The organism is Mucilaginibacter pineti (assembly GCF_900101875.1).
Lineage (GTDB): Bacteria > Bacteroidota > Bacteroidia > Sphingobacteriales > Sphingobacteriaceae > Mucilaginibacter > Mucilaginibacter pineti.
Genome location: NZ_FNAI01000015.1, coordinates 96,350 through 122,924, shown reverse-complemented (window position 1 = coordinate 122,924; position 26,575 = coordinate 96,350). Strand labels below are relative to the sequence as shown.

The window sequence follows — 26,575 nt, the reverse complement described above, 5'->3', positions numbered from 1 at the left end:
TCACCTCTTTGAGCTGTTTTAAAGTCATACAACTACCGTTATTTGAATTATAACGTCTATCATTCCTAAAAGTTGTAGAAATAGTTGCAGTTTACAAAGATGCTGCGATCCTGCTATGGTTACCTGCCAAAAACTGGATTTGAATCAGGGTAAATCATTAAGCTCCCTTTTTAGCATTAAGGCTGCTCATGAGCTGGTCGTATAAGTCGTCGCTTTTAGCTGCCTTCGGTTTCAGTTTCTTGATAGTCGGACGTTTGCCTTTAGCTTTTTGTTCGATGATATTCATGAGTTCCGTATGATATTCATCTTTGTATTTGGACAGATCGAGGGGTTCAGCATACTGATTGATCAATGCCAGTCCCATATCCAGTTCTTTCTTGCTAACGGTAATGTCATCATCCAATTTGAGTTCGCCCTGGTCCCGGATCTGCTGTTGAAAACGAATTCGGGTGACCACAATGTCCTTTTCTACCGGATGCACAATACATAAGCTTTCGGTACTGCGCAATACAAAACGCGCCAATCCCGCTTTGCCGGATTTCTTCAATGCTTCGAGTAATAAAGCATACGCTTTGTTTTTCTTGGTCGCAGGTTCGGTATAATACGAAGTTTCATAATACATCGGGTTTACCGAGGTCGCATCTACAAAACTTTCGATCTCAATCACTTTGCTTTTCTCCGGCGCCGCCGCTTCAAAATCCGCATCTTCTATGATCACATAATCGTCGTCGTATTTATAGCCTTTTACGATCTTGTCATAAGGGACTTCTTTCTTGGTATTCTCGTTGACGCGCTGGAACTTGATATGCGCGTGGTCACGACTGTCCAGCATATCCAGGTCCAGCCTGGTTTCCTGGACCGCCGAGAATAATTTGATGGGAATGCTCACCAAGCCAAAACCGATCGAACCTGTCCATATACTTCTCATAGCTTTAATCTTCTAATGTTATCATTGATTCCATGTGGATGATGCGTTTCGATCTTATCGGCCAGCAAATGCAGGATCTCTTCATCCACCTGGCCGGGGTTCTGGCAGATTTGGAGGAAGTCGTGGTCATCAGGTGTAAAGCTGGCGACATAAGCGCCGTTCTCATATACCCGATATTTGCATTTGTCTTCCACATGATGCATATATTCACCTATCTCAAAATGGCGGACTTCCTCGTCCTTACTGATCGTAATCGCGTAATTTTCCATACACATACAACTATTTGAAACGGCTTTTGTTTAAGGTGTTATGGAACCCGAACAAGAACTAAACAGCTTTCCTTATGATGCAATGGTCGCTGGAAAAGAACATCATTACCGCCTTACGGAAAACGAAGGATCATTCGGCGTTGAACAGGACGGCGTTGTCATCGCCACTGTTCAAAATGTAGGGCGCGGCTGGAAACAAACCTCCGGCGTACCGCTTAGCGAAGAATTGCTGAAGAGTATTTGTGCACATATACAATCACATCATTAAAAAAGGAGGAATCATGCCCTGGTATAATGGAGACTATCCGCCGTCTTATAAAAATCAGCCACCGAAGTTGCGGGAAAAGGCCGTAGAAATCGCAAACGAAATCATAAAGGAAAGCGGCGACGAGGGAATTGCGATTGCCACCGGCCTGAAAAGAGCCCGTGAATATTTTAGGGAGCACCCGGAAGAAGCGGATCAGGAAAATTAAAGGTCAGGGTTTATGCTATCGTCAGGAGGTTCCTAACCGGTAGAAAGAGTGCAAAAACGTAAGTGCGAAATTAAAACAATGGCTGGCTTGCTGGTGAATAAATTTATCATTCAATTCGAAATATCCGGGCAGCGACTCAAATTGTTCGTCTGTCACTGAATGAAAGCCCATCGTCCAGTTCGCGAAGTTACGCTCGATTATATTTACTTCGTTTAATAACCGGACCCGCTCATTCCTGGAGTCGTTTTTTATGCTTTCAAATAATAAGCGCACTTCAGCCTCGTTACCTTCCAGTACCTGCATAAATCTACCGGTGTCCTGACTCGCTGACCCTTTTTGTACATACAACAGCATGCCGGTTATGCCTCGTGCCTTATTGCGGGACCTGGAAAATTCCAGAAGTGCCGACAGGTCTTGCGTGGCCATTGGACGGGTAGCTTTACTGAAATAAACCAGCGAAAACAGTTCCATTATTCTGCCTTAAAATAGACACTGAATATACAACCTTTTTTGGGTTCGCAATCTACCTCAATTTTTCCGCCAAGCGCTTCCACCTGTGTTTTAACGATAAACAGCCCGACACCGCGCGCATCCCTGTTTCCATGGAAAGTACTGAACATTTTAAATAGTTTGGCGCCGTTTCGTTCGAGGTCTATACCCAAGCCATTATCGCTAACCCTTAATATCCTAAAGTCTTTTTCATTTTCGATGCTCACGGTGATGACCGCCTGCCTTTCCGGATGGCGATATTTGAGCGCATTGCTTATTAAGTTGAGCAATATGCTTTCGAGGTAGGCCGGATTCGTGGTTAAACGCTCTTCTGCATCAACCTCAACTTTCAGTTCTGCGCTTGCGTCACTGATCTGCTGCTGTAGCAGCCGGGCCGTTTTTAAGATCTCGCTTTTCAGTTTCAAGGACTTTAGCGGCACCTTAATATCTTGCTGAATGGTAATAATATCGTTCAGGTGCTGGATCGTACTATCAAGGGCGCCTACGCTTACCTTTAATAATTCCAGCGAGTAATCTACATCGGCAGGGTCATCCCGGTCTATTCCATTGATGATGCCGCTCAGGTTGGCAACATGGGACCGAATGTTATGGGAAATGATGTACGTAAACTCTTTTAGCCGTTCATTTTGGCGGGAAGTGATCTTGACCAGGTTTTCCAGGTTCTCCTGCTTTTTGACTAGCTGCGTTACATCATGGCCCAGGCAAAGTACCTCCCTGGTAGAATCTTCTTCTTTATCCAGGCAAATAAATTCCCATTGCGTGCTGCCTATTCCCTTGGGTCCCCGCTTACGAAGTAAAACACGCTGCGGTTCACCGGGTGCCTCCAGACAAGCTTTAAAAGTGTCGTTACAGCGGTCGCGGTCCTCCGGCAAGACCAGATCAATATAAGGCTTTCCTAAGTAGTCCTGATCACTGATGCCGGTCGATTCACAAAAAAGCCGGTTTAAATGCGTCAAACGACCGGCCTGATCAGTTCTGACGACATACAAGCTTTGATTTTTAATCGTCGTGTCAGCCGGTTGATTACTATCCAGTAAGATATTATTACGGCTGATCGTCAACATATCAAAATTGTTTTAGCGTCCGCCGGCCTCCATTAACCGGCCTAACTTAGATTAATGGCATAGCAGGCTGAAAATTTTCCTTTCATAACAGCCTGTCTGCCCATTTGTTTTAAAACGTGTAAGCGACGCAGTATCGATCACCTATTGTCCACTTGGCGCCGTTCGCCGATCTGCTGGCGCCAAAGCGCATAATAAAGACCTTTATGGTCCAGAAGGTCAGCATGAGAACCGTATTCGGCGATCTCACCTTTTTCCAACACATAAATCGTATCGGCGTGCATAATGGTGGATAAACGGTGGGCGATCAGGATGGTCATTTGTTCCCGGCGTTCGGACACCTCCCGGATGGTTTTGGTAATATCTTCTTCTGTCAACGAATCAAGCGCGGATGTCGCCTCATCAAAGATGAGCAGCCTTGGTTGACGCAGTAAGGCACGTGCAATCGAGATCCGTTGTTTTTCGCCGCCGGATAACTTCATGCCGTTCTCGCCTAACATCGTGTTCAGCCCGTTGCCCGCTTTTTCGATGAGCTTGATGGCTGAGGCTTTTGACAGGGCTTCCAGCATTTCGGTATCGGTAGCTGCGGGTTTAACAAACAGCAGGTTATCCCGGATCGTCCCCGCATAGAGCTGTGTGTCCTGGGTCACAAAACCGATCTGCCGTCGCAACGGGTTATAGCGAATGGCATTCGAGGGAACTTCATTAAAGTAGATATTGCCGCTCACCGGCGTATACAGACCGACCAGTAGTTTGACCAGCGTTGATTTTCCGGAACCGGAAGGGCCGACAAAGGCGATGGTTTGTCCCTGCTTTATTTCAAAGGAAATCCCATCGATAGCATTATAGTTGGCAGTGCGGTGCCTGAATACAACATCATCGAACCGCAGGATATCCAGTTCACCGATTTCAACCGGTTCGTCGGGCCGCCGCTCAACAGGCTTATGCATTAGTACGTCAAACGTTTTGAAGGAGGCATCAGCTTCACGGAACAGTAAGATGAGATTACCTAAGTCTTGTAAAGGTGTAAAAATTGCGGTCGAAATAAACTGCATGGCGATCAGTTCACCGGTGCTTAACACCTTGCGGAAGATCAGCCAGAGCAGGATGAACAGGATTGACTGCTTCAGCAGGTTCAGCATATTGCCCTGCAAAAAAGACAGAAACGCAACTTTGCGCGCTTTATACATTTCCAGATCGAAGATAGTCTTTGTTTGTGCGTTCAGCCGACGGATCTCGGCGAAGGTCAGCCCCAAGCTTTTTACCAGTTCGATATTACGCAGGCTTTCCGTAATAATGCCGGCCTGGGCGTCGGTCTGGCGATTGATCGAGCGCTGTACGGTCTTGATGCGTTTAGAAAGCAGGCCTGTTAAGGAACCCAGAACAATGATTCCTACGAAGAAAACCGGTACCAGCAACCAATTTTTGCTCAGGCTATAATAAAGCAGAAAGGCGACACCCACCAGCGAGCTAAACAGCACCGTGATAAACGCATTGATAAAACGCTCGGCATCCGTCTTCACTTTTTGCAATACCGACAGCGTGGTACCGCTGCGGCTTTCCTCATATTCCTGGAAAGACAGGCGCAGCGTTTGTTTCAAGCCGTCATTAAAGACCTGCATACCAAACAAAGCGACGGCCTTACGGGCGAAGTAATCCTGCCCCGATTTGAATAACTTGGAAAATACCGCTAGGCCGAGGGCGATTAATAACCAATACAAAATTGCCTGAAGCAATTCATGCTCCGGTAAGTGGTCTTTGTTAGTAGCGTACTGGTCAATGATATGCCCAAAGATCACAGGATCTATCAGCAGCAGCAGTTGCGCGGCCGCGGCCAAGAGTAAAGCAAAAATGATCAGGTTGCGGTGTGGCCGCAGGTATTGCCAAAGTAAAGCCATAATAAAAAAAGAGCAATGACACCATATTGTTTGCTTAAAATAATGGCGCGTCAGCTGGTGGCTGTTAACCGTTATTTAAAATGATTCCAAAAGCGCTATCTTTACCGTATTTATCTACGGTTATGATCAACAAATTTCAACGCAGCCTCCGGCTGGGCTACGGCTTTTCTTTGTTTATGTTGCTGGTTGTCTGCCTTATTTCTTACCTGACGGTGCAAAGTCTCATGAACAGTAACCGTGCTGTTGCGCATAGTGACAAAGTCATAGCGACATTGGAAAAGCTGCTGTCGGTGATGAAGGATGCCGAGACAGGCCAGCGGGGCTATCTGCTTTCCGGACAGATCGCATTTCTCGAACCATATAATGGCGCTTATCGGGAAGCAGGAGCGCTAACCGACCAGTTGAAAACCCTAACCGCTGATAATCAAAATCAGCAGGCCAATATCGCCGTCATCAGGCAAGTCCTGACGCAGCGGCTGAATACCCTTCAACAATTAATTTCAAAGAAACAGAACGGGGGCACTTTGGGCAGCGCTGATCTGGAATCTAGTAAAGACGCAATGGACAGCTTCCGGGCAGCCATAGCAAAAGCGGAAGGTGATGAGAACCGTTTGTTAAATGAGCGTACGGCAACTTTAAACTATTATAGCACGCTAACACCTATATTCCTGGTATTGGCAGCGGTCCTGGCTATCGGCACTAGCGGCTATTTTTATTTCTCGGTCATTCGCGATCTGCGTGAAAAGGAGCGGCTCCGGCTGGAACTGGAGCAAAGCGAAGAAGAAACGCAGGCATTAAATGAAGAGCTGACCGCTGCAAACGAAGAGATCACCGCGGCTAATGAAGAACTGACCGCTATCAATGAAGAACTGGTGAAGGCACGCGAAGAACTGTCCCAGGCGAATGAAACACTGGAATCACGCGTCACCGAGCGAACACAAGCGCTACAGGAAAGTGAAGAAGAAACACAGGCATTGAACGAAGAGTTGACCGCCATCAATGAAGAAATGGCAGCGACCAATGAGGAACTGATGGCAACCAATGAAGAACTCGCCGAAAGCGAGCGTCGTTTACAGGAGCTGGTGGATGAATTACGGCAGGCCGATGAACGCAGCGCTAAGCTCGCGGCTATCGTGGAGTCATCGGATGATGCGATCATCGGGAAGGACTTGAATGGCGTTGTCACCGCCTGGAACCGGGGCGCCGAACATATTTTTGGTTATAGCGAAGCGGAGATCGTTGGCCAGCCCATACTGAAATTGATCCCTGAAGATCTGCACCACGAAGAACCGTTCATTTTGGGCCGCCTGCGTAACGGGGAAAAGATCGATCACCATGAAACCATCCGCCGCAGGGCAGACGGCGGATTGATCAATGTTTCCCTGACCATCTCGCCGATCCACGATAAGGAGGGCCGGGTGATCGGCGTTTCCAAAATAGCCCGCGATATCTCCGAACAAAAGCGTGATGAGCAGCGCAAGAATGATTTTATCGGTATGGCCAGTCACGAGCTCAAAACGCCGCTGACATCCCTCACCGCATTGGTGCAGGTGCTGCAGCAAAAACTAAGGGTTAATGATGATCCATTCGTACCGCAGGCGCTCAATAAAGCCCATCTCCAAACCAAAAAGATGAGCAGCCTGATCAACGGGTTCCTGAATGTATCACGACTGGAATCGGGTAAGCTGGAAATCGTCAAGCAAGATTTCGATCTGACGGAACTGGCAAAAGAGCAATTGGAAGAGATCCGGCTGACGGTGAGCAGCCACACGTTTGTGTTTGAGCCGGATCATGCGGTGACGGTTTTGGCTGACCGCGAAAAAATTGGTTCGGTCATTTCCAATTTGCTGACGAATGCGGTAAAATATTCGCCAAAAGGCAAAGTGATCAAAATCAGTTGCACAATGCGTGACGGACAGGTGCTGTTCAGCGTTCAGGACGAAGGCATGGGCATCAGGGCACAAGACCTGCCGCGTATCTTTGACCGTTATTACCGGGTGGGGAGTGAACATACCCGCCACATTTCAGGCTTCGGTGTCGGCTTGTACCTGAGTGCGGAGATCATCCAGCGTCACGCCGGCCGGATCTGGGCAGAAAGCGAAAAAAGCGTCGGGTCCACCTTCATCTTTATTTTGCCTGTTGCCTAAAGGCCAATTGTTAGAACAAACACTAACTCAAAGAAAAGGCTCATGAAAATGTTCGCTTGTCCGTATCAAATAAGAATTTAGTATTTTTGCATTGGATTTGCGTTACTAGGCGCATTATTGACTTCATTATGGACGATACCAGGAATCTGGAAGAAAAGCTTGCGTATTATCAGAAAGAAAATGAAGAACTAAAACTAAGGGTTGAGGAGCTTAGTGATTTTTTTGAAAATGCTTCTATGCCCCTTCATTGGGTCGATGCGCAAGGCATCATCATATGGGCCAATCAAGCGGAACTGGATGCGTTAGGCTATAGCAAACAGGAATATATTGGATTTCCTATCGGTAATTTCCATGCGGACCAGCATGTCATAGAAGACATTTTGAACCGTCTTGTCAACAATGAAACCCTTTATGATTACACCGCCCGTCTGAAATGTAAGGATGGCTCCATCAAGCATGTACTGATCAATTCCAACGTCATGCGAAAGGACGGGAAATTTATGCACACCCGTTGCTTTACAAGAGACATAACAGGAAAAGTACAGGAAGAACAACGAAAGAACGATTTTGTCACGATGGTCAGTCATGAGCTCAAGACACCATTAACTGTAATCAATTCGTATGTGCAGATACTGATAAATAAAGCGAAAAAGGATGCCGATAACTCAAGCGGACAGTTACTTACACGGATAGAAGCGCAGACAAAAAAAATGATTGCAATGGTCCAGGACTTTTTAACTCCGGCCAGAATTGAGGGTGGTAAGATCGAGCTGCGAAAGGAAGCGTTCGTACTGGATACATTGATCAATGAAACCGCACAGTACGCCAAATTGCTGACTTCTAAGCATTCGATCAACCTCATAGCAGATGAGTCAATTAGTGTTGAAGCCGACCGGGACAAGATCGGTCAGATTCTCATCAATTTGCTTACTAACGCTATCAAATATTCTCCCAAGGGCGGAGCGATAACGATTGGTTATGAAAAGCATGATGAAAAAGTAAGGGTTTTTGTAAGTGATCAAGGGATCGGTATCGATAAGTCACACCATAAAAGACTATTTGAACGTTTTTTCCGGGTGAATAATGAGTTAAAGGAGGTTTCCGGATTTGGCATTGGTTTATACCTCGTTTCAGAAATCCTTCGGCTACACGGCAGCCGGATCAACCTTCAAAGTGAAGCCAATGTCGGCTCAACGTTTTATTTTGATTTAGAAACGCTGAACTGACCGTACCCTTCGCTTGAGTAATGAACTTGCCATGATTTGTTGTAACTAGTTTAGATCCGCGGGCGTCGCGGGCGCTTGATTCGGTCCACAGCCGCATGCCTTTCTGATTTACGATATAACGGTGCTGCCCTTACCGGGTTTTCCTGAACAATATTCAAACTTAGCTCGCGGTCGCCTACAATGCTTCGATTTAATTGATACACTGCATTTTGCGCCGCTACCTCATCAACGACTTCAATAAATCCATAGCCCTTGCAGATCTTTGTATCACGATGCCGCACTAACTTGATGGTCACGACATCGGCAAATGGTGCGATCAGTTCCACCAAGGCCAGTTCATCCATATCCAATGGAAAACCTCCGATAAATATTTTAGTCATTAATGCAAAAATAAAACTTCCCGTCAATCTCAAAACGGGATCGTGTTATCAAATGAACGTGTTACCTGAGGGTTGTATTTGGTTTCCTGAATTAGAAAGTTGCCGACCGTTCAAAACCTAATGCTATTTTTGCAATATGACAGATCAGGAGCTGATTATTTATTTTGAAAACGCGACACTGCCCGCAAAACTTAGATTGGATAGAGCTTCTACCCAATACGAAGTCAAAGACGCCGTACAAAGAAATATAGAAATGTTAAAACAAGGTGATAAAGGGGACCATGCAAAACACCGGCTGATACAGATCATGAACGCAATCGAACATCCCTATGACGGGCCTGAAATACCTAGACGTTAGCGGATGATTCACTGCATTCACGAGGTTTAGCTGTCTGCTCTTTGGCGATAGCTGGCCTCGCTACTACTTTAAGAGTTTCCGGATCTGCTGTGAGCTTATGCATAGGACAAACTAAAAAGCCATTTGCTTCCAGCATGGTCGTACCAAAATGCGGACATTTGTTACCGGAACATGATTTGCCTATAAATCCCTCATACCAGTTTTCGTAGAGGTCAATTTTTGACTGTTGTTTTTCGGTTGGATTTTGGGGTATAGCTAAGCCGGTTTTGAGTCTTTCACATTTGATTTTTTGAATGGCAATTGATAAAAAACTATAAGCGGATGTAACGTCGGGTACGATCACTGCGGCAGTATGGCCGTCGTTTAAATTAAACTGATGCTTCATCCGCGGGTCCATTTCGAACCGCCCATCAATATGGTAATGCTGATCAGGAAAACCAAATTGGGGGTCTGCATGCAAATGATCAAAAACAGGAATATAATAAATCCGTCCGTCGGGCGCCGGCATCATAATCTCGGCGCAAGGGACCCAGTAATATGCTCCGACGGCTAAATTTTCCCACTGCTTACGCATAATTCCTTTTTGATATTAAACAGTGGAATAAATATAATGATTTAAGTTTCAAAATTAACTTGTAAATACTAAAATATTTAGTATAAATTTATCGTTTTTATTTCAGAAAGCTTTGATGGCTTGATGATTACCGAATTACACTATTATTCGTTAATTTTAAATTGCAAAACCATGATTGAAGAAGAGGTGTGTTTTCAGATTGAGTACAAGGAATGTCCGGCAAGTGTTACAGAACATTCCATTAAGGACAGCCGGGTATTCCATATTGAATTTAGCGATAGTCGTAAGCCCTTGACTATCACGGTCGGGCAAGATCGGAAGGAGGTTAAATTTTGGACATCCATTCCCGAGGGACGCCAACAGGAAGCGGAAGAAGTTGGCAAGCTAATTGCCATACATATAAGAAGTAAAAAAAATTAGCGTATGTGTTATTATAACGGACAGAAGGTGACCAGGGCTGAATTTATCAAGCTGAAGTCGCTTGAAAAAGCGGTGAGTAAGTATAACTTCCTGGACAAAGGGGTGATCAGCGGTTTCACCGACCTGGAGGTGGCCGTGATCGTAGCGACGCCGGATAAGACGAATTTCGATATTGTACAAATGGAATGGGGCTATATCCCGAACTACCTACGTAACCGGGAGGAAGTAAAACGGATGCGCCAAGGTTATAAAGATGAAAAGACGGGAAAATGGGTTGACGGCCAGCCGCAGCTAAATGCCAAAGCAGAAAACCTTTTTGTCAGCGAACGCAGCGGCGGCAGGTCCATGTTCTACGATGCGGCTAAACACCGGCGTTGCCTGATCTTATCGACCGGTTATTTTGAATGGCGGCATATCTACCGCAAGGATAAAAGGACGGGTAAGCGCTTGAAAACGCGAGATAAATATCCCTATTATGTGAGCCTGCCGGAACATGAATATTTTTTTACCGCGGCGATCTGGAATCCTTGGACGGATCGGGATTCGGGTGAAATGGTCAACACCGCGGCTATGGTGACGGCAATTGGCAATCGCCTGGCCATGTGGGTGCATAATTCCAAAAGGCGGATGCCCACAATTTTGAACGATGAACTGGCCTGGCGCTGGATTTCCGAAGACCTGAGTAAAGAAGAAATATTAGAAATTGCGGCGACCCAGTATCCTTACGAGCAAATGGACGCCTGCGCGGTAGCCAGCGATTTCTTAGCCAAGCTCGACCCTTCGGAGCCATTTACCCATGCCAAACTTCCGGCGATCGATCTGTCTATCGAACCCACAGACGAACACCAGGAAGAAGTGGCGGAGTTACCGCAGCAGCAGTCTTTGTTTTAGCTTTCGAATCACCTGAAATTCCGGCTTTTCGGGAAAGGCTTTTTAAGGTCTTCGGCGCTTAGCGTATTTTCAAAATACGCATCGGCGTAAGGATCAACCTTTTTAGCGGCGGTCGAGTTCTTCAGTTGACGGGCTTCCACGGCTTTATCCTGGGTCAGTTGGCCGATCAGTCGTGAGTAATCGTAACATCTCGTGACGATCAGGTGGGTGCTGCCGCCTTCCTGCTGCACCCGGCCTTCAACGCAAAGCACGTCGGAGTATAAAATTTCCTTGGCAAACTTTTTAAAATTCTGCTTAAAGACCACCAGGTTACAGGTATCTTCCTCGTCTTCAAGGGTGATAAAGCATACCCCCTTGGCGGTTCCCGGCCGCTGACAGAACAACATTATACCAGCTAGGCGTACATAAGTACCGTTTTCTACACCTTTGACCTGCCTGGTAGTTAAGGCTTTAAGGTTTTGCAATTGCGGCCGCAGGAAACTTAACGGGTGCGCCTTGATAGACAAACCAGTTGTGGCATAATCCTGTAAGACATGTTCCGATAATTGCATGAATGGTAATTGTAATTGCGGTTCGTAAGCGCTATTCGATGCCTGCCCGGCAAACAGGCCGATTGGCCGGTCTTTTAATGCTTCAGCTTCCCAAAGTGCCTGCCTGCGGTCGAGGCCGATAGAGCGAAAAGCGTCCGCTTTGGCTAACATCACAATTCCACTCTGCGACACACCGGCTTCAGCCAGTTGCTCCATCCGGGTAAAAGGCTGCGTCCTTGCAGCAGTAAGGAAATGGATGTCTTCCTCCCGCAATCCTTTAACCTGGCGGAAGCCAAGCCGCAGTGCACAGAATTTCCCTTTGGTTTCTTCCAGCGTATAGTCCCACGCGGAATGGTTAATGTCAATATCACGCAGCGATACGCCGTGCTTATAAGCGTCGCTGACCAGTTGGGCCGGCTGATAAAAGCCCATCGGCTGGCTGTTAAGGATTGCGGCGGCGAACACATCCGGGTAATAACATTTGATCCAGCAGGAAACATACACTAGATGGGCAAAGCTGATGGCGTGGCTTTCCGGGAAGCCGTAACTGCCGAAACCTTCCAGCTGTTTAAATATACGCTGCGCAAATTCAAGGCTGTATCCCCTGGAGGTCATGCCATTGATCAGCTTGTGCTCGAACTTAGTGACCAGCCCGTTGAACTTAAAAGTGGCCATGCTCCTTCGCAGCAGGTCGGCCTCCGTCGGCGTAAATCCGGCAGCTACGATGGCCAGCTCCATCGCCTGCTCCTGGAAAAGGGGAATGCCCAAAGTGCGCTCCAATATGGCTTTGATCTCGTCGGATTCGTAGGTGACTGGCTCAAGGCCCTGCCTGCGCCTGATATACGGATGCACCATATCACCTTGTATCGGGCCGGGCCGCACCAGTGCTACCTGAATCGCCAGGTCATAAAAGTTCTTTGGCCGCAATTGCGGCGCCATTACCATCTGCGCGCGGCTTTCAACCTGAAAGGTGCCCGCCGTATCGGCGGCCGTGACCATTTCAAAAACCTTCGGGTCATCTTGCGGGATATTGGCCAGCGTCAGGTCAAGCCCATGATGTTTTTTGGCCAGGTCGAAGGCTTTGCGGATGGCAGTCAGCATGCCAAGCGAGAGCAGGTCGACCTTCATAAATCCGAGCGCATCAATATCGTCTTTGTTCCATTCGATATTAGTGCGGTTGATCATCCGTGCATGGAAGACCGGGCACAGGTCGCTCAGCTTTCCCTGGGTGATGACAAACCCGCCGGTATGTTGTCCAAGCTGGCGCGGAAAGCCAATGAGCTGACTCGTCAGCTGGATCACTTTCCGTAAGTGCCGTTCTTTCGGATTTAGTCCGAGTTTGATGATCGTTTCTTCATCAATATGATCGTCCGCCAGTTCCTCAAAGGCTTTGGACAATTTCTTAACCGTATCCACCTGTAAACCCATGGCGCGACCGACATCCTGTATCGCGCCCTTGCTTTGCAATACGGTAACTGTCGGCAAGATCGCCGCCCTGTCACGGCCGAAACGTCTGAATACATACTGCATGACCTCCTCTCTGCGCTCATGCTCAAAGTCCACGTCGATATCCGGTGGTTCCGGGCGGTCATCCGACATAAAGCGGGAAAAGAGCAATCGGTATTTCATCGGATTCACCGGTGTAATACCCAAGCAATAGCACATCGCCGAGTTTGCCGCCGAGCCGCGGCCCTGGCAAAGAATGCCTTCAGAACGTGCCCAGGCTACGTAATCGTGCACAGTGAGGAAATATTTGGCGTGCCCGCGCCTTTTGACAAAGTCCAATTCGAAGTGAAGCTGTTTTTCTAGCTTGGGTGCCAGTATTTCGCCGAAAAATTCATGCGCGCCCTTAAAGGTGACCTCGGCTAAGTACTCATCGGCGGTCATGCCCTCGGGCACGAGTTCGTCGGGGTACTCGTATTGAAGGCATTTAAGGTCAAAGTTACAAGCTCCGGCAATCTTCTGCGTGTTGGCGATTGCTTCCGGGTAGGCATGGAAGAGCCGCTCCATTTCCTTTGCCTCTTTCAGGTAGCGCTCGGCATTTTGATGCAGCAGGAAACCCGCTTTAAAGATCGTGCGCTTATACCGGACGCAAGTCAAAACATCCTGTAGCTCCCGCCTTCCAGGGTCATGATAATACACGTCGTTGGTGGAGACCATGGGAATGCCCAATTCCGAGAGAAGGAACAGGCGCTTGGCATCGCCATCTGTAAAGGTCCGGCTGGCCGCGAGGTAAAGATCTTTGATGTTTTGCCGGTATTCAGCTGCCTCGTTTTTAAACTTTTTGGGCAGTTCGAAATCAGCAGTAATGGTTTGAGGCGGGATGATGACGAAGATGCTGCCTTCGCTACATTCGTAAACGTCTTTTTTATAGAGAAAGCATTTCTCTTTTTCCGCCCGCAGGTTGCCTAAAGTAAGCAGGCCCGATAGTCTCGAGTAAGAGGCCTGGTCGGTCGGATAAGCCAACAGACTCGGGCCGTCCAAAAGGTCGAGCCGAACGGCCGGGATAAATTTAATGCCGCGGTCTTTGGCCACCACATAAGCGCGTACTACCCCCGCAAAAGTATTGCGGTCGGTGATGGCAATAGCCGTATAGCCGAGATCGGCCGCCTGATCGACGAGTTCCTCCGGGTAGCTGCCGCCAAGCCGGAAGCTGAAATTGCTCGTGACCTGCAGCTCCGCGTAACTCATGGGAAATAACCGTGAATAAACCAGCGCCGGGTCTGCCCCGGCAAATCGTTGGGCGTACCGAACAGCCAGTAGCGCATGCCTTCTTCATCTTCCGCCACATAATAATCCCGGTAGCCACCGTCCTCGATCCACCATTCATGGCTGATGCGCTCGGGCCCGTCTGCCTGAACGATGATGTGCCGCTCATGGCGGTACACAAACTGCCTGGGCGCATAATCGGGCGTCAGCGCCATAGCCTCAATAGGCTCCGGTGGTTCCAGCAATTGTACCGGGCGAATTTTGTCCTCGGGCCAGTCGTTTTCCGGACTTTCCGTCAAGTCGGCTGTATTGCCTGCCGCACGTTCGGGCCAGTGGTGTTCCAGCGGGAGGTAACGGTGAATATGGTCTTTACCCACCCGCGCGCCCACGTTGTCCAGCAACTCGGCCACCTCTTCACTGTCCGCCGCCGGCTTACCGTTCCAAAGCAGGTTCTGCTTATCTGTGGCCGGTTCGGTCTTCGGCGCGTCGAGGATAAACAGCTCGATGCCCAGGCCCGGCGCGACCTGGTCAAATTGCAGCGCGAACAATTTAAAAATATGATCGGTCCGCTGGCTGGGATGATTGGTGCCAATGCTTATTTGACCCGATTTACCATCGATCCGGCAATAGGTCAGTACGGCGCTGCGCAGGCCGAGACCTTCTCCATAGAGCCGTTTGCACAAGGTATCGATCAGCGCGTGCACCGTTGTTTCGATGACCTCGCGGGTACGGATTGGCTCCAGCAGCGCCACCCGTTCACTGTAAGGAACAGGCTCTTTAAGGGGTAGTAAAAATTCAGCTTCCTGCCCCAGCGCCTGGTAAAGGCGCAGCACCATATTGCCGCCGAAGCGGCGTTTCAATACGGATTTAGGCAGATGAATAAAGCTGCCGACCTGGTAAAATCCAAGCTCACGCAGTTTTATGAGCAGGTCTAGACCGAGCCGCAGCGAAGCCGGCGGCAGCGGCATCAGCGCGTTGCGCTGACCTCCCACCGGTACAATGAGGCCACTTTCCGCGCAACGGGCCACGGCCCAGGCGCAGCCGATAGTATCGGCCATGCCGGGTCGGATCGTATAACCTAAACCGCGCAGTCGGCTGACCATATCTTTAAGAAACTCGGTTTCGCCGCCCTTCAAATGCGTACAGCCGGTCACATCCAGCAGCAAACCATCAGGCGCGTCGACCATAACCAGCGGTGTATAGCGCAGGCACCATTCGGCCAGGCCTTTCAGTAACTTGATATTCCGGCCGGGTTTGGTTTCAAAAAGCTGGATGCCCGGCGCGAGCACGCGGGCATCGGCGGCAGCCATGCCTGCCTTCACGCCGCAATGTTCGGCATGCACGTTCGTGGCCATGACCAGCATACGCCCGTGATCCGGCTCGGTAAAAGCCACAGGCAATTCCCGGAGCGATTTTAGGCGGATGGCCTCCCGGTCGGTCAGTAAATATTTGAACCATATGGATACAAAGCGCTTAGGCATAACGGCGATCGATATCGGGATTTTGAATTTGTTCTTGTGGTAATGGCTGGTGAACGAATGCATTGTTCTTCCATTCCAGCGTCCAGGAGCCAGGCTGCCCGTTCTTCACTTTGAGCAGGTCCACCTGCCAGCGCGGATGACCGACACCGGGCATGCCCGGCCGCAGTTTGCTGCGTAAAGGTTTCACCGTCCAGCGCGCCGTACAGGCCGTCGTATTAAACACTTTTACATCCTTGCGCAAAATAAAGCCGGTGACCTGGCTTTGCTCAATCGCTAATTGCAGGCGACGGGATTCCATAAAACTGAGTAGGCGCGTTTCGCAGATCACGGCGGCAATGCCCTGACACTTTAATGCTTCCTCGGTCACCCAAAGCACATCCTTTTCGCGGGTCACATCGATAAAGATGATCCGGTCTGGATCAACCCCAAAGCGCTTGAGCGCTGGTGGATAAATCCTGCGGGTATAGCTAACCCAAACGCAGACACCGCCGTTTTCCAGCAGGGTTTGCATGATACCCGCGATAAAGCCCCCGATAGCCGCCGTAAATTCCGGCCGCGTGCTGATAAATTCATGCAACGCCCCGGTCGGGAATACCCGGTTGGGAAAAGCGTTTTCGATCGGCCCAAGGCCGAAAGACTGACGTTCTTCCGGCGCTACGGGACGGAACCCTTCCCAGCCTAACAGATCCTTGCGCAGCTTATCGATCATCTCCTGTTTCGTGGCATTCATCAGTTTTGGGATTTTAAGGACGTGACATAAATCGGTTAAAATAAACTTTCAGCTCGTGATTATAATTCCGTATGGCTTGACCAATGACAATGACTTCATCGCGCGTAAATATATCTTCTTCGCTGAAGGCGCTCACCTGTTCGGGATAATTCACCGCCTCAAAATAAGCCTCGGCATCCTGCGGAGTCGCCGGCGGCAGGTCATTCTCGACATTGACATATACCACCGAACGACGCTCGCCTGCCGTTACGTCAAAGCGGATAAAGCCGTCAACATCCGCCAGGCGGTCCAGCTGTTCAATGCTCGCCGGCACCATCGTATTTTCCAGTTCTATCTCTAAATTAAAAGGCACCATAACATTTCCAATTTGGGACTATAAAGTTATGCTAATATTTTTAGCATTTTCTTAATGTTTTTTACATTTATTTATCCACTTTTGTTTTAATGGAAAATAAACTGTTTGATGACCTGCCCAAATCGGTAAGGCTGAGCACGGGTAAATGGGTGCATATATTCCCGGATGAAGGAGCCGGTTATTTGCTGTTTGATCCTATTGCTGAAATAGAATTGGGGCATATCCTGTTTGACGCGGCGGATCACTGGATCTATGACGGTGAGTTATTATTGGTGGATGAGCAGGAAGAACTGGCTGGCGCGATTACGGGACACCAGCAGGAAATGGACGCTTTACTCAGGTCGCTGCATAACGATGAATGAAGCTGTCATGCGCCAGTATGCACCTGGCCGGCAAATTGAAATTGGTTTCTCGCGGCAATGAGCTCTGCGCACTTATATCGCGCAGACTGGTGAACGCAGGTGCGTCAAAGCGCCGGGAAGCAGGCGCTGCGAGACCGAGAAGTTATCGGTGATGGGTGAGTAAAAGAGATAGAAAAACTTGTATTACATAAAAGAGTTAGCTAATTTCCAAAATCATTATGGGGCAGCTATTAAGGATAACTTACGAGACTAAGGATTATAATTATCAGGTAGTTAATGAAAAACCTATCGGAAAAGAAACGGAAGAGATCCGAATCTTATTGGAAGGGCAGTCGGTTATATTGAAAAAAAACGATGGAAGATGGGTTCCTGATCAAATGGCCGGTGAGGTTGACGAAGGTTTATTAAAAGCGATTGGTAAAGCAATTAGCCTGAGATATCGAATATGAATATTGTTGAACATCCATTCGAAGCGGTTGCTTTTGATGCTGAAAATTGGTCAATTCAGCCGTTTCGCGCTGGTGACCTTAATAGGTTTGAAGAATTGGCTTACGAAGTGCTACGTATACTTTCCGACGAAAAGACATTATACTTTATTCCAGAGAAAGGGCTTCGGTCAATGGCTGAGGCGACGGCCTGGCTGCAAAGGGCGGTACTCAATTTTCACACCGGAAGAAGCTTTATCCATTTTATTCGGCAAAAAAAAGATGGAAGATTAATGGGTATGGTCGATATCTTGGCGCCCGAGCTGGTAAAAGAATATTACCTACTCGCAGATTACCCGTACTTTATTGAATTTTACCTTGCAGGAAGCGCCCAAGGCCGGCTACTGATGAGCGAGGTGCTGCCGCAAATAATCCACGAACTCCAACAAAAGGGGATCAAAAAAATTGCTGCTGTAGTTAATCGAAAGAACAAAGCTTCTAAACGCGTCCTGGAAAAAGCTGGTTTTTCTTACGGCTTGCGGTTCGACCCTGTGCAGGATTTATATGAAATGGTGGAAGGAATGCTTGTTGAAGGAAATAGATTTTCATATCAGAGAAGTATAATCTAAATGCGTTATCGGCCGATTTTACGCGCTTGCTCTTTTTTTAAGTTTTCTTCAATCAATTCCGGTATACCCGTTGCGGATAAAGGTTTAACATTTGCCTTTAAGTCCTTTTGAATCGGATTTTGCATTACGAATTCACGGACGTCAATAGCATATTCCCGGGCGACGGCTACAGGATCGAGCTTAATTTCGTAGGGTATTTCCAGCAAAATAATATTTTCCGGAAGCGAGGTGATAGCGTCATCAAATTGATAATGCGTATGATCGGCAGTATTATACAGGCAAAAATATTCGTCCCCACTTTCGGACATATCCATCGTATTAAAATCAAGTTTATTCCAGGGACTTTCCGTTTCTCGTAATTCCCTCAGCCGCCAGTCAATGGTAAAGTCGGTGCCGTTAAGGTCAATATGTGGCAACTTGCCTGCCAAACGCTCCTGGAGTAGTTCGGTATCTTGGGGTGTATGATCTGCTGTCAGATCGCGGGCGGGGGTCAGATCGAGGATGCGTTCAGCATCATAATTGTTGATTAATTGATCCAGGAAACGCAAGGCTATGTATTGATCGTGGCTGTAATTCAGTTTTTCTATATGGTGGAAGGTCTGGATCAGGTAATTTTCCATTAGTACAATGGCGTATTCGTCCATACTGTTAAATATGTCTCTGGCCTGCTCAAAGTTTTTCAATTCCGCGAACTTCAACAAAAGTTCGCCCTCGGGAAGATCGCCGAATAAGGCATTAATTTCTTCTTTTGTAACATTGCCTGTGGTCTTGAATGAATCTTTGTCTTCGTATCTGAGTTCCCTGGAAGCGTGCCATTGACGTTCTTCTCTTGCCTCCGTCACATCCTTTTTGATATCTAATGGGATGCCGCCGACAACATACGCCTGCCGCTTCGGATCGAGTTCATAAGATGCTTCAGGATGTTTCTCGTTTTGCATTTCATTTAATATTCCGTCATGATATAGGGCTATTCCGCTGATACGCATACCTGTCTCCTCAAATCGACTGGTAAATTCAACCATAAAATGATCGGCGATTTCGCGAAGTGCGTCCAGGTTGGGCATCCACATGGTATGGTAGCTTATCTGTTGGTTATCGATTTGTATGTCGAGCATAAAGCTGTTCGGCGCAGTGACAAATTCCGGGAGGTGCCATTGCTTGGTATTGTTTTGTTGCTTTTCTATTTCTTTAAAAAGTTCCAGAACGGCTTCCACGCGGGAACTTTCACCGCTAAAAAGCACGGTATTTTTGCACCAGTTTGCCATAATAAAATTGATTAGTGAATTGATTTATAGATAAGAACGCTTGCTTTTTAGTAAGGCACGATAACCAGCTCAATATTTCAATGACAAACCTTCTTTATCAAATACTTCCGCAAGCTTCGATATCGATTTATGACCTACATTCCGCCATCTCAGCATCGTCCGGACATTATAACATTTTAGAAAATCTGCGGTGCTTATCTGATGATAATCGTCAACATTGGCTTTAATAAACTGGATGATTTGCCACTCGGTATGATGTTTCTCTAATAATGTTTCAAGTTTTTCCATGGTGAAATTTATAAGTCTGTTCAAATTTATTGCTATCTGGATTACCTTGACAAGCGCAGGCTGCCGGACTATTAGAGTCCCGGTGGTGAATTATTTGTATTGCTGGTCCCTGCGGATCTTAGAACGCATATATTCCTGAAAAAGTTCTTCCTGGGCGACTCTCTCATTCTTCCTTTTAAGCCGTTTATAAACTGTCCAAAAGAAGCAGGTCCATGCTGCAAAGGTGAGGGCGTACAAAATCCAACCGTAGCTGTTGCCCAGTGCGGACATCAGGCAGATGGTGGAAATGAAGAAAGTAAAAATAAGATGGATGATCATTTTCATAATTCAACTTTTAAATAATGTTTTAATCAGGAGTTTTTAACCCAAATGGTAGCTTTCCATTCACGTAGTCAATTAGTTAACTTCGAATATGCGGTTATGTTGCCGCGCTTCCTGAACGTGCCCCCGGATCGTATCGATGATGTCAGAAACAGGTATTCCGGTCATTGTCATGGATTTATTTTCAGGGTCGGTCGTCTTTAGCGTCAGATTCATCAGCCGAAAAACCTGTAAGATGAAAGGTTGGGTAACGGTATAGTCCTTGATCCGGAACATTTCTAAGTTATCCAGCCGCTTAGAAAAGATTCCTGTCCTGACGCGGATAACTTCCGGCGTGATCAGGTAGAGAATGCTTCGAATAAACATAAAGCGGTATCCGGCTACAGTAATGGTGATCAGGCTCGGCCAGATGAATAACGGAAAAAGCCACCAGGCCACCACTAAGAATAGCATGGCGAGGAGCAGCAATGGCAATACCCGTAAGAAAGCATACAAGGCCGCTGGCCGTAAGACCAGTTCAGGCCTTTCTTTCATTTCTTCTATTTCCATAAATTTAATTGTTAATTATTGGGAAGTTTACCTGCCTTTAACTGCTGAAAATAAGAGTCAAAGCCAGGTGGTTTTTGAGTCGCGATACGAAACCGGCATCCGGTTTTTTTCTCGAAAGCATTCAGGCTGAAAGCTTGCGCAGGAAAAATATAATTGGCAGACCGGTAGTTAACGATGATAAAATCACCTTCGAGAAATATGGCCACAGGAATATTTGATAAACCTGCGGCCACTTTCAATTCACACACCCGTCCCAGAATATCCTTGCCGAAAACGAGCGCGAACTGCCTGCCGGTGAAGTTCCTGTTTAGCCAATTGATCTGCTCTATGGATGGTTTAGCGCCAACCGAAGCAAAAAGCAACCCTTCTAAGTCATTAATGGCTGTGTATTTGACCGACAGGTAAGCAATAGCTTCCATGGCCGATGCGCAAATAAATACACGCCGGATCATGTTGCTATTGGGGTTACCCGCTAGCCAAAGCATTTCTGTGTCGGGCACCCGATGAAAGGCAAAGCCAAAATGCTCCGTATCGTTCCCGTAGGGAAAGATCAAATTGCCGCAGGCATCGCTAAGGTAATGTGGTGCAAAAAAATCCTGCACTTTGGGACAGATACCCAGGCGGGTTAAAAAGGCGTGCATTACCGTTTCATGCCGGAACGTGAATAACCCCGGCTATATTCGTTCTTCTGTTGAAACTCCATCTTCTGACCTTTCTCTTTTCCTTCGGCCTGCATATCCTTCAAGGCCTGGTGGTAGCCTTTGCCATAATGCTTTCGGTTCTCATCTTCCTTTTTCTCACCGTACAAAGCATTTAATCCTTTAAACAGCAGATAAGAAACGCCACCATCAATCAGGATGGAAGCGACGAGCGCCAGTTTATTGGCGCTGATTCCCTGCCGGTTGGTTCCGGAATACTGGAATTTGGTACCGTCTTTGAGTTCTACTTCCTTGCCTTTACGGTAACTTTCCTTTTGTTCCAGCGTCAGCTTCTCGTTATTCACGAAATCCGGGACCAGAATTTTTTCGGTGTCGGTAATGATAAATTCATTAGTGTCCTTATCAAATTCGATCAGGATATCCGTTTCCTTGCCATCAGTGTCTGACAGTACTTTTTTGATATTAACAAGTTCACCTTTTTCCAAAGCCTCCGCTTCCGAATCAGTCAGGTATTTGGGGTATTCCGCCTCACGGTAGATCGGGTGGATCAAGAGGTCAAGGTGTCCGGCTTCATTTTGTTTCAACGATAGCTTGGCGTCCATCGCCAGGATATGAATACCCTCAGAGATCAGATTTTCCAGGCGGAGCATATCGGTACGCCTGCCGGACAACAGCGCTTTAAGGTCTTCTTCGCTTAATATGAGCCGGCCATTTTTGGCGAGCCCGATCTTTTCCAGGTCCTCCATGGGGAGGACCTGTTCGTCAAATAATTGATCAGTCATTGGATTATGTTATCTTTTCATTTTATAGGAAGTAGTGTTTTCTTCTGCGAGAGCTTCTTCGGGCACTTCCATTTCCACGTTAAAACCTTTTTGTGTGCTATTGCTTCTATCAACCGCTTTCTCCTGCTTGTTTTCGATACCCTGTTCTTCTGCAAGTTCTTTGGCGATTTCCTTGCCCGGGTTATTGCGCGCCTCCACCAGGCTAGCGTACAACTTGTCTTTCGGCCCAACCTTAAACTTGTTGCCTGAATTTTGTTCGAGCATCTGGGCAGTTTTTCCTTTCAGGACAGCCAACACCTCATACTTTGCATTTTTATAGGGAATAATATCCCCTTTATTCAAGGTAGTCAGGTTAGCCTTTTCTGAAGCCGTTTCCTTAATTTCCCTTTTTTGCTCCGTATTGATCATGAGGTCAGCGATTTTCTGGGCATCACGGGAAGCTCTGAATATTTCATAAGGTTCATCTTTCAAAATCTTGACCCAGTTATTGGCGTAAGCGGTGTGCTGGCCAAAATTGTGACCGGTCTTTAATTCGGCACCCACCATCATCGCGGCGATGCTTGCACGCAATTCTTCACGGGCATATTCGATGGAGCCGAATTTGCCCTCCATCGGGCGGTTTAGCCTGCTTTCATGGCCTGTCCAGTGTGCCAACTGATGCAACGCCGCGGTATAGTATTTCGTCTCATTTTCAAACTGATCTTTTTCCGGCAGGTGTATCTCGTCTTTCGCCCGGTCATAAAAGGCTTCGTTTCCGCCATGGACGATCACTGCTTTGCTGTCGGCTAGTAGCTTTTCGGCCTGTTCGTTCGGTGTCAGCGTTTGACCAGCTTCTTTTTCCTTGACGAATTCGGCTAAGGGCGGGATATCATTGATCTGTTCTCCGTTAAACAGGAAGGCTTTGGCCTTGACCGCCTTGTCAAACTCGACGGTTTTGGTCTGGGTTTTACCTTCGTCATCTTTTATCTTTTGACCGTCAACCGTCCTGATGGCCTGAATGTCGGTCTTTTTGGAGAAATCGATCAGGGTTCCCTTGGAGCCTTCCTTTACCAGGTAACCGGCAAAGCGCGCATGGTTGGCGGTCATCCAGCGGGGATCATCGAAGCCCTTGGTGCCGAGGATCAATGCGTTCATGCCGCGGTAATTTTTACCGGTCGTCGGATTAAGGGGTAACACAAATGCGGGCTGGCCGTTATCTTTAACGGGCTTTTGAAGCGGCGAGGTGCCGGCTTTCAGTTCTGCGATCAGTTTCTCTGCGAACTGTTCGTGTACGGGTTTGAATTGTTTGCTCATAATTTTAATGATTTGTTATTATTTGAATGATACGTTAGTTTGTTGAGCCTGGCGTCAGGGGCTGCGGGATTGCTGTAGCATAGTCGCCAGGAATAGCAGCGGGTCTATATAATTGCGGCCAAACCGTACTGAAAAATGAAGGTGTTCGCCCGTCACTCTTCCTGTGGCCCCGGTAATGGCTACCGCCGTTCCCGGAAAGACCTTTTGATCCGGCGGCACTAATAGTTGCGAAAGGTGTCCGTAAATGACTTCCAGGTTGCTGCTGGTAATTTTAACATAGATGCCTAAGAAAGCATTGTATCCCACTATTAGAGTGCCGGGTAGAACCGAAAACACTGTGTCGTGATGTGCCCGCAGATCAACGCCAGCATGAAAAGCGTATTTTCCGGTAAGCGGGTGAATCCGGAAACCGAAAGCTGAGGTAAGCGAAAGCTGATGAAGCGGCAGGCATACCTGTGCAGGGATGGTGTCCTGCGCCCGGATGGCCGCGTGCAGGAAACAGCAAAAAACAAAGGCCAGCGCGGCTTTCATTTTAACGTCCCCTGGTTACGGCCTGTTCCTGGTATTCGGCAAAATCCCTGACCACGCCCAGCTTATCTTCCAGCGAGCTCATGCTGTAAGCCCGGATTTTTTCATTGCTTTGCGCAATTTCCATGGCGGATCGCAGGTCTTTTGCGGAACCTGACTGCTGCAGCAGGTTGAGTTGAAAGAGCGCCTTGAAATCCGGGCTGTCCATTTTCGTTGCGTTGGACATCAGATCCCGGTAGACATCCTTATGATTGCGGAGTACCAGCAAGGCATCCGTGCTGTATTTCGCCTGGTGCCCTTTTTCAAAGCTTACAAAAACATCATCCTGATCCAGGTCAATGTCGGTTATCATGCCGATCTGACCCTGCCGCTTGGCAGGGTCATCGGTCAGTTCATGGTGCACCAACGCGAGGGTGCCCCTCAATTCTTCTGATGGGTTCATTTTCTTCAGTGTTTAATGGATTATTTGGGTTTGCCGGCTTTCAGGGTGGCTTTCATGGAACCTTTAGGAATGACCGCAGCCGCGGGCGCCGGTTTGAATTTTTTGATGACCGCTTCTATTTCTTTGTTAATGCGATAGAAGTTTTGTAAAAGGATGTCCTCCCGCTTACCCTTAAAGTCATAATAAACGGGAAGATCACGGTATCCAGCTTCTTCGGTCTGAATCGCCTTATTGTCCAGATTGACCTTGCAGTTAACGGCGGAAGTTTCAAATTTGCCGGTATAATTGTCCTGCGCGTCTGCCGCGATAAGCCCGACCATTTCTCCCGTATTAAGCGATGCCATTTTACCTGCCGGTATGAGCGCCTCTAATTTTTCGTTCAGCGAAGAAGATGTTTTATTGCGGTCAATGGAAAGACTCTCGCCGATCTGCTTGGATTTGCCGAACAACCGCTCCAGCCAGTCCAGCGTCTCCTTGTTCCTGACCGATCCTGCCAGTACGTTTCCGGTGATCGAAGTGATAGTTCCTGCCGTATCTTTGCCATATTGTTGTTGAAACTGTGGCAATTCCTGGAGGCCCAAAAGCACCGCTACCTTATGCCCGCGGGCAACTCCTAAAATATTGTCCACACGGTGAACGTATAAAGTTGGCACCTCATCAATGATCAGAGCGGAGGGCAAATTGCCCCTGTTGTTGATCAGCTTGGTCAGGCGGTTAAGGATGACCGAGTAACAGGCGGAGTTGATATTCTGTGTATTCGGATCATTGGCCAGTACCAGTACGCCCGGGTCGTTCTTATCAGATATCTTTAGATTAAAGTCGTCTCCTGAAAAGACCCAGAAAGTCTCTTTCGTGGCGAGCCTGCTGATAAATATCTTCAGTGTTCCTACCTGTCCCTCCAGCTGGTCAAACGCTTTGGCTGCGAAGGCACTTTTAAACGGTGACAGCAAGGAAACCAGCTCCGGTTCGGTGAACAGGGTATTAAAGATATCTTCGTAAGAATGGTTCAGAAAGGCCAGCACATGTGGGAAACTGGAAAGCTTGCCGCCATCATACTTGCTAAAAAAATAGATACAGCAGGCCAGGAAATTGATCGCTGATTGGGTGAAGAACTGGTCGCTGCCGCCTGACTTGTCGCCTTTTTTCATAGCTTCTACCAAACCTTCGGCACTTTCCGAGGCATCCGCCAGCGTACGAAGGTAATCGCTGCGCCAGGGGTTGATACGCCTGCTCAGCTCTACATCGCTTAAATTAATGACGTGAAAGCGGTGCGTTTTACATTTGCCATGCTGTTTAGCCAGCAAAAAATGATAGTAGGCTATCTTTCCCAGATCAGGGAATTTGTAATCATAAATACAGGCACAAAATTCTTTGGCGATCATCTGCCGGATAAAGGGGTTGATGATCCCGAACGATTTACCGGAGCCAGGCGTCCCAATCAGCAGCGTGCCCCTGAATGGGTTCACGACGTTTATCCAGCCGTCCCGGACCTTATTCTGGTAATAAAACTGCATAGGAATATTGACCGAATATGGCGTATCGATCCGTTTCAAAGGCTGCATAAAGCTTTCGCCTTCGACATTCCACTTATCCTTGCCAAGTCCCGACCGGATAATTTTAGAAATGTTATCCATCGCGACCGTCGTCAGCAGGGCACCCAGCAACGAACAGACCATGTAGGCTAAATTGAAGGATGTCGTATAAGGCAATATGATTTCTGAAGGACGGTTATAGAGGCACAGGCTGCCAAAAAAAAGTAACAGGCCAAAGATTAGCGGGTAAACGATATGGTTTTTAGGATCAAGGTCTATCTTCTTTTTTGCGAGTGTACCGATGCTGACCAGGCAGATGAGTAAGAAGGTGGCCAGCTTGCTGTAAATGAGCTGCTGGTAAATTTCCAGGTGCTGCAACTTATCCAAAACCCGTCCAAATACGCCCCAAAAAGGGGCATCCCGGTAAATAAACAATGCGGCTTCCAGTACCAGTGAAAAGTAAATGGCACATTGCAGGAACCCGTGCAACTTTTGTTGCTCGCGCGTTTCTTCCATAAGTAATCTGATTTTAAGGCTGGACAAGCCGTACAGGCTGCACG

The 26,575-nt window shown here is 47.7% G+C and carries 31 protein-coding genes; 10 read left to right on the top strand and 21 right to left on the bottom strand.

What is annotated here, in order from left to right; translation table 11 throughout:
• Positions 1-157 precede the first annotated feature (157 nt).
• Together ku and BLS59_RS25275 are read right to left on the bottom strand one after the other, a co-directional pair.
• A complete protein-coding gene (gene ku / locus BLS59_RS25280; protein WP_091154360.1) occupies positions 158-928 on the bottom strand; it encodes a non-homologous end joining protein Ku in 771 nt (256 codons plus the stop codon).
• The gene (locus BLS59_RS25275; RefSeq protein WP_091154357.1) at positions 925-1,197 is read right to left on the bottom strand and encodes a hypothetical protein; all 273 of its coding nucleotides are present in this window, start codon (positions 1,195-1,197) and stop codon (positions 925-927) included. The genes ku and BLS59_RS25275 overlap by 4 nt, the downstream gene beginning before the upstream one ends.
• A gap of 40 nt (positions 1,198-1,237) precedes the next feature.
• Here BLS59_RS25275 and BLS59_RS25270 point away from each other — a divergent pair, with 40 nt between their 5' ends.
• A complete protein-coding gene (locus BLS59_RS25270; RefSeq protein ID WP_091154353.1) occupies positions 1,238-1,465 on the top strand; it encodes a hypothetical protein in 228 nt (75 codons plus the stop codon).
• A 13-nt stretch (positions 1,466-1,478) separates the two neighbouring features.
• Complete coding sequence (locus tag BLS59_RS25265) at positions 1,479-1,670, top strand: DUF2188 domain-containing protein (protein WP_091154348.1); 192 nt, start codon at positions 1,479-1,481, stop codon at positions 1,668-1,670.
• Positions 1,671-1,691: 21 nt separating this feature from the next.
• On the opposite strand, the gene BLS59_RS25260 is transcribed toward BLS59_RS25265, so the two are convergent.
• The 3 genes from BLS59_RS25260 to BLS59_RS25250 form a co-directional block, all read right to left on the bottom strand.
• Complete coding sequence (locus BLS59_RS25260; RefSeq protein WP_091154344.1) at positions 1,692-2,141, bottom strand: BLUF domain-containing protein; 450 nt, start codon at positions 2,139-2,141, stop codon at positions 1,692-1,694.
• Positions 2,141-3,244 (bottom strand): PAS domain-containing sensor histidine kinase, encoded by a 1,104-nt coding sequence (locus BLS59_RS25255; protein ID WP_091154341.1) that lies wholly within the window; start codon positions 3,242-3,244, stop codon positions 2,141-2,143. Before BLS59_RS25255 ends, BLS59_RS25260 begins: the two co-directional genes overlap by 1 nt.
• Before the next feature lie 137 nt (positions 3,245-3,381).
• On the bottom strand, positions 3,382-5,139 hold the full coding sequence (locus BLS59_RS25250) for an ABC transporter ATP-binding protein (protein ID WP_091154336.1): 1,758 nt from the start codon (positions 5,137-5,139) through the stop codon (positions 3,382-3,384).
• Positions 5,140-5,261: 122 nt separating this feature from the next.
• Here BLS59_RS25250 and BLS59_RS25245 point away from each other — a divergent pair, with 122 nt between their 5' ends.
• Positions 5,262-7,286 carry a sensor histidine kinase gene (locus BLS59_RS25245; RefSeq protein ID WP_205411349.1) on the top strand — a complete coding sequence of 675 codons (2,025 nt, stop codon included), beginning with the start codon at positions 5,262-5,264 and terminating at the stop codon, positions 7,284-7,286.
• Between the two features lie 128 nt (positions 7,287-7,414).
• Positions 7,415-8,512: a PAS domain-containing sensor histidine kinase gene (locus BLS59_RS25240; protein ID WP_091154327.1), complete on the top strand. Its 1,098-nt coding sequence runs from the start codon at positions 7,415-7,417 to the stop codon at positions 8,510-8,512.
• A gap of 50 nt (positions 8,513-8,562) precedes the next feature.
• Here the strand turns inward: BLS59_RS25240 and BLS59_RS25235 are convergent, their stop codons facing one another.
• Positions 8,563-8,892 carry an RNA recognition motif domain-containing protein gene (locus BLS59_RS25235; protein WP_091154324.1) on the bottom strand — a complete coding sequence of 110 codons (330 nt, stop codon included), beginning with the start codon at positions 8,890-8,892 and terminating at the stop codon, positions 8,563-8,565.
• Between the two features lie 136 nt (positions 8,893-9,028).
• On the opposite strand from BLS59_RS25235, the gene BLS59_RS25230 reads away from it, so the two are divergent.
• The gene (locus BLS59_RS25230; RefSeq protein ID WP_091154320.1) at positions 9,029-9,250 is read left to right on the top strand and encodes a DUF6965 family protein; all 222 of its coding nucleotides are present in this window, start codon (positions 9,029-9,031) and stop codon (positions 9,248-9,250) included.
• Here the strand turns inward: BLS59_RS25230 and BLS59_RS25225 are convergent.
• Complete coding sequence (locus BLS59_RS25225; protein WP_091154316.1) at positions 9,240-9,824, bottom strand: hypothetical protein; 585 nt, start codon at positions 9,822-9,824, stop codon at positions 9,240-9,242. The genes BLS59_RS25230 and BLS59_RS25225 overlap by 11 nt on opposite strands.
• Positions 9,825-9,995: 171 nt before the next feature.
• Between BLS59_RS25225 and BLS59_RS25220 the strand changes: the two genes are divergently transcribed.
• Together BLS59_RS25220 and BLS59_RS25215 are read left to right on the top strand one after the other, a co-directional pair.
• The gene (locus BLS59_RS25220) at positions 9,996-10,244 is read left to right on the top strand and encodes a hypothetical protein (RefSeq protein WP_091154312.1); all 249 of its coding nucleotides are present in this window, start codon (positions 9,996-9,998) and stop codon (positions 10,242-10,244) included.
• Between the two features lie 3 nt (positions 10,245-10,247).
• Entirely contained in the window at positions 10,248-11,135 is an 888-nt protein-coding gene (locus tag BLS59_RS25215; protein WP_091154308.1) for an SOS response-associated peptidase, read from the top strand.
• Positions 11,136-11,143: 8 nt separating this feature from the next.
• Here the strand turns inward: BLS59_RS25215 and BLS59_RS25210 are convergent, their stop codons facing one another.
• The 4 genes from BLS59_RS25210 to BLS59_RS25195 are packed head-to-tail and all read right to left on the bottom strand — an operon-like array spanning position 11,144 to position 16,940.
• A complete protein-coding gene (locus BLS59_RS25210) occupies positions 11,144-14,356 on the bottom strand; it encodes an error-prone DNA polymerase (RefSeq protein WP_091154305.1) in 3,213 nt (1,070 codons plus the stop codon).
• Positions 14,353-15,918, bottom strand: coding sequence for a Y-family DNA polymerase (locus BLS59_RS25205; RefSeq protein ID WP_240315337.1), 1,566 nt, complete (start codon positions 15,916-15,918; stop codon positions 14,353-14,355). The genes BLS59_RS25210 and BLS59_RS25205 overlap by 4 nt, the downstream gene beginning before the upstream one ends.
• Complete coding sequence (locus BLS59_RS25200) at positions 15,848-16,585, bottom strand: ImuA family protein (protein ID WP_240315336.1); 738 nt, start codon at positions 16,583-16,585, stop codon at positions 15,848-15,850. Before BLS59_RS25200 ends, BLS59_RS25205 begins: the two co-directional genes overlap by 71 nt.
• A 13-nt stretch (positions 16,586-16,598) precedes the next feature.
• Positions 16,599-16,940, bottom strand: coding sequence for an SAM domain-containing protein (locus tag BLS59_RS25195; RefSeq protein ID WP_091154293.1), 342 nt, complete (start codon positions 16,938-16,940; stop codon positions 16,599-16,601).
• 89 nt (positions 16,941-17,029) lie between these two features.
• Here BLS59_RS25195 and BLS59_RS25190 point away from each other — a divergent pair, with 89 nt between their 5' ends.
• From BLS59_RS25190 to BLS59_RS25180, 3 genes are all read left to right on the top strand, one after another.
• The gene (locus BLS59_RS25190; protein WP_091154289.1) at positions 17,030-17,302 is read left to right on the top strand and encodes a hypothetical protein; all 273 of its coding nucleotides are present in this window, start codon (positions 17,030-17,032) and stop codon (positions 17,300-17,302) included.
• A 218-nt stretch (positions 17,303-17,520) separates the two neighbouring features.
• Positions 17,521-17,751, top strand: coding sequence for a hypothetical protein (locus BLS59_RS25185; protein ID WP_091154286.1), 231 nt, complete (start codon positions 17,521-17,523; stop codon positions 17,749-17,751).
• Positions 17,748-18,356 (top strand): GNAT family N-acetyltransferase, encoded by a 609-nt coding sequence (locus tag BLS59_RS25180; protein WP_091154282.1) that lies wholly within the window; start codon positions 17,748-17,750, stop codon positions 18,354-18,356. Before BLS59_RS25185 ends, BLS59_RS25180 begins: the two co-directional genes overlap by 4 nt.
• Before the next feature lie 5 nt (positions 18,357-18,361).
• Here BLS59_RS25180 and BLS59_RS25175 read toward each other — a convergent pair whose 3' ends face one another.
• From BLS59_RS25175 to BLS59_RS25130, 10 genes are all read right to left on the bottom strand, one after another.
• A complete protein-coding gene (locus BLS59_RS25175; RefSeq protein ID WP_091154279.1) occupies positions 18,362-19,621 on the bottom strand; it encodes a DUF1281 family ferredoxin-like fold protein in 1,260 nt (419 codons plus the stop codon).
• 69 nt (positions 19,622-19,690) lie between these two features.
• Positions 19,691-19,909, bottom strand: a complete 219-nt coding sequence (locus BLS59_RS25170) for a hypothetical protein (RefSeq protein WP_091154275.1) — start codon at positions 19,907-19,909, stop codon at positions 19,691-19,693.
• A 90-nt stretch (positions 19,910-19,999) separates the two neighbouring features.
• Entirely contained in the window at positions 20,000-20,233 is a 234-nt protein-coding gene (locus BLS59_RS25165) for a hypothetical protein (RefSeq protein WP_091154272.1), read from the bottom strand.
• Between the two features lie 72 nt (positions 20,234-20,305).
• A complete protein-coding gene (locus BLS59_RS25160; RefSeq protein WP_091154268.1) occupies positions 20,306-20,779 on the bottom strand; it encodes a PH domain-containing protein in 474 nt (157 codons plus the stop codon).
• Positions 20,780-20,790: 11 nt separating this feature from the next.
• Positions 20,791-21,420: a hypothetical protein gene (locus tag BLS59_RS25155; RefSeq protein ID WP_091154263.1), complete on the bottom strand. Its 630-nt coding sequence runs from the start codon at positions 21,418-21,420 to the stop codon at positions 20,791-20,793.
• The gene (locus BLS59_RS25150) at positions 21,420-22,220 is read right to left on the bottom strand and encodes a DUF4099 domain-containing protein (protein WP_091154260.1); all 801 of its coding nucleotides are present in this window, start codon (positions 22,218-22,220) and stop codon (positions 21,420-21,422) included. The genes BLS59_RS25155 and BLS59_RS25150 overlap by 1 nt, the downstream gene beginning before the upstream one ends.
• Before the next feature lie 9 nt (positions 22,221-22,229).
• Positions 22,230-23,513 carry an ArdC family protein gene (locus BLS59_RS25145; protein ID WP_091154256.1) on the bottom strand — a complete coding sequence of 428 codons (1,284 nt, stop codon included), beginning with the start codon at positions 23,511-23,513 and terminating at the stop codon, positions 22,230-22,232.
• Positions 23,514-23,567: 54 nt separating this feature from the next.
• Complete coding sequence (locus BLS59_RS25140) at positions 23,568-24,044, bottom strand: M23 family metallopeptidase (RefSeq protein WP_091154252.1); 477 nt, start codon at positions 24,042-24,044, stop codon at positions 23,568-23,570.
• 1 nt (position 24,045) lies between these two features.
• Positions 24,046-24,465, bottom strand: coding sequence for a hypothetical protein (locus BLS59_RS25135; RefSeq protein WP_143014239.1), 420 nt, complete (start codon positions 24,463-24,465; stop codon positions 24,046-24,048).
• 38 nt (positions 24,466-24,503) lie between these two features.
• The gene (locus BLS59_RS25130; RefSeq protein ID WP_091154244.1) at positions 24,504-26,531 is read right to left on the bottom strand and encodes a type IV secretion system DNA-binding domain-containing protein; all 2,028 of its coding nucleotides are present in this window, start codon (positions 26,529-26,531) and stop codon (positions 24,504-24,506) included.
• Positions 26,532-26,575 lie beyond the last annotated feature (44 nt).

Bases quoted from the DNA above. Each gene is read 5' to 3' on its own strand.
- ku (WP_091154360.1), bottom strand. From the start codon at position 928: ATGAGAAGTATATGGACAGGTTCGATCGGTTTTGGCTTGGTGAGCATT.
- BLS59_RS25275 (WP_091154357.1), bottom strand. From the start codon at position 1,197: ATGGAAAATTACGCGATTACGATCAGTAAGGACGAGGAAGTCCGCCAT.
- BLS59_RS25270 (WP_091154353.1), top strand. From the start codon at position 1,238: ATGGAACCCGAACAAGAACTAAACAGCTTTCCTTATGATGCAATGGTC.
- BLS59_RS25265 (WP_091154348.1), top strand. From the start codon at position 1,479: ATGCCCTGGTATAATGGAGACTATCCGCCGTCTTATAAAAATCAGCCA.
- BLS59_RS25260 (WP_091154344.1), bottom strand. From the start codon at position 2,141: ATGGAACTGTTTTCGCTGGTTTATTTCAGTAAAGCTACCCGTCCAATG.
- BLS59_RS25255 (WP_091154341.1), bottom strand. From the start codon at position 3,244: ATGTTGACGATCAGCCGTAATAATATCTTACTGGATAGTAATCAACCG.
- BLS59_RS25250 (WP_091154336.1), bottom strand. From the start codon at position 5,139: ATGGCTTTACTTTGGCAATACCTGCGGCCACACCGCAACCTGATCATT.
- BLS59_RS25245 (WP_205411349.1), top strand. From the start codon at position 5,262: ATGATCAACAAATTTCAACGCAGCCTCCGGCTGGGCTACGGCTTTTCT.
- BLS59_RS25240 (WP_091154327.1), top strand. From the start codon at position 7,415: ATGGACGATACCAGGAATCTGGAAGAAAAGCTTGCGTATTATCAGAAA.
- BLS59_RS25235 (WP_091154324.1), bottom strand. From the start codon at position 8,892: ATGACTAAAATATTTATCGGAGGTTTTCCATTGGATATGGATGAACTG.
- BLS59_RS25230 (WP_091154320.1), top strand. From the start codon at position 9,029: ATGACAGATCAGGAGCTGATTATTTATTTTGAAAACGCGACACTGCCC.
- BLS59_RS25225 (WP_091154316.1), bottom strand. From the start codon at position 9,824: ATGCGTAAGCAGTGGGAAAATTTAGCCGTCGGAGCATATTACTGGGTC.
- BLS59_RS25220 (WP_091154312.1), top strand. From the start codon at position 9,996: ATGATTGAAGAAGAGGTGTGTTTTCAGATTGAGTACAAGGAATGTCCG.
- BLS59_RS25215 (WP_091154308.1), top strand. From the start codon at position 10,248: ATGTGTTATTATAACGGACAGAAGGTGACCAGGGCTGAATTTATCAAG.
- BLS59_RS25210 (WP_091154305.1), bottom strand. From the start codon at position 14,356: ATGAGTTACGCGGAGCTGCAGGTCACGAGCAATTTCAGCTTCCGGCTT.
- BLS59_RS25205 (WP_240315337.1), bottom strand. From the start codon at position 15,918: ATGCATTCGTTCACCAGCCATTACCACAAGAACAAATTCAAAATCCCG.
- BLS59_RS25200 (WP_240315336.1), bottom strand. From the start codon at position 16,585: ATGAATGCCACGAAACAGGAGATGATCGATAAGCTGCGCAAGGATCTG.
- BLS59_RS25195 (WP_091154293.1), bottom strand. From the start codon at position 16,940: ATGGTGCCTTTTAATTTAGAGATAGAACTGGAAAATACGATGGTGCCG.
- BLS59_RS25190 (WP_091154289.1), top strand. From the start codon at position 17,030: ATGGAAAATAAACTGTTTGATGACCTGCCCAAATCGGTAAGGCTGAGC.
- BLS59_RS25185 (WP_091154286.1), top strand. From the start codon at position 17,521: ATGGGGCAGCTATTAAGGATAACTTACGAGACTAAGGATTATAATTAT.
- BLS59_RS25180 (WP_091154282.1), top strand. From the start codon at position 17,748: ATGAATATTGTTGAACATCCATTCGAAGCGGTTGCTTTTGATGCTGAA.
- BLS59_RS25175 (WP_091154279.1), bottom strand. From the start codon at position 19,621: ATGGCAAACTGGTGCAAAAATACCGTGCTTTTTAGCGGTGAAAGTTCC.
- BLS59_RS25170 (WP_091154275.1), bottom strand. From the start codon at position 19,909: ATGGAAAAACTTGAAACATTATTAGAGAAACATCATACCGAGTGGCAA.
- BLS59_RS25165 (WP_091154272.1), bottom strand. From the start codon at position 20,233: ATGAAAATGATCATCCATCTTATTTTTACTTTCTTCATTTCCACCATC.
- BLS59_RS25160 (WP_091154268.1), bottom strand. From the start codon at position 20,779: ATGGAAATAGAAGAAATGAAAGAAAGGCCTGAACTGGTCTTACGGCCA.
- BLS59_RS25155 (WP_091154263.1), bottom strand. From the start codon at position 21,420: ATGCACGCCTTTTTAACCCGCCTGGGTATCTGTCCCAAAGTGCAGGAT.
- BLS59_RS25150 (WP_091154260.1), bottom strand. From the start codon at position 22,220: ATGACTGATCAATTATTTGACGAACAGGTCCTCCCCATGGAGGACCTG.
- BLS59_RS25145 (WP_091154256.1), bottom strand. From the start codon at position 23,513: ATGAGCAAACAATTCAAACCCGTACACGAACAGTTCGCAGAGAAACTG.
- BLS59_RS25140 (WP_091154252.1), bottom strand. From the start codon at position 24,044: ATGAAAGCCGCGCTGGCCTTTGTTTTTTGCTGTTTCCTGCACGCGGCC.
- BLS59_RS25130 (WP_091154244.1), bottom strand. From the start codon at position 26,531: ATGGAAGAAACGCGCGAGCAACAAAAGTTGCACGGGTTCCTGCAATGT.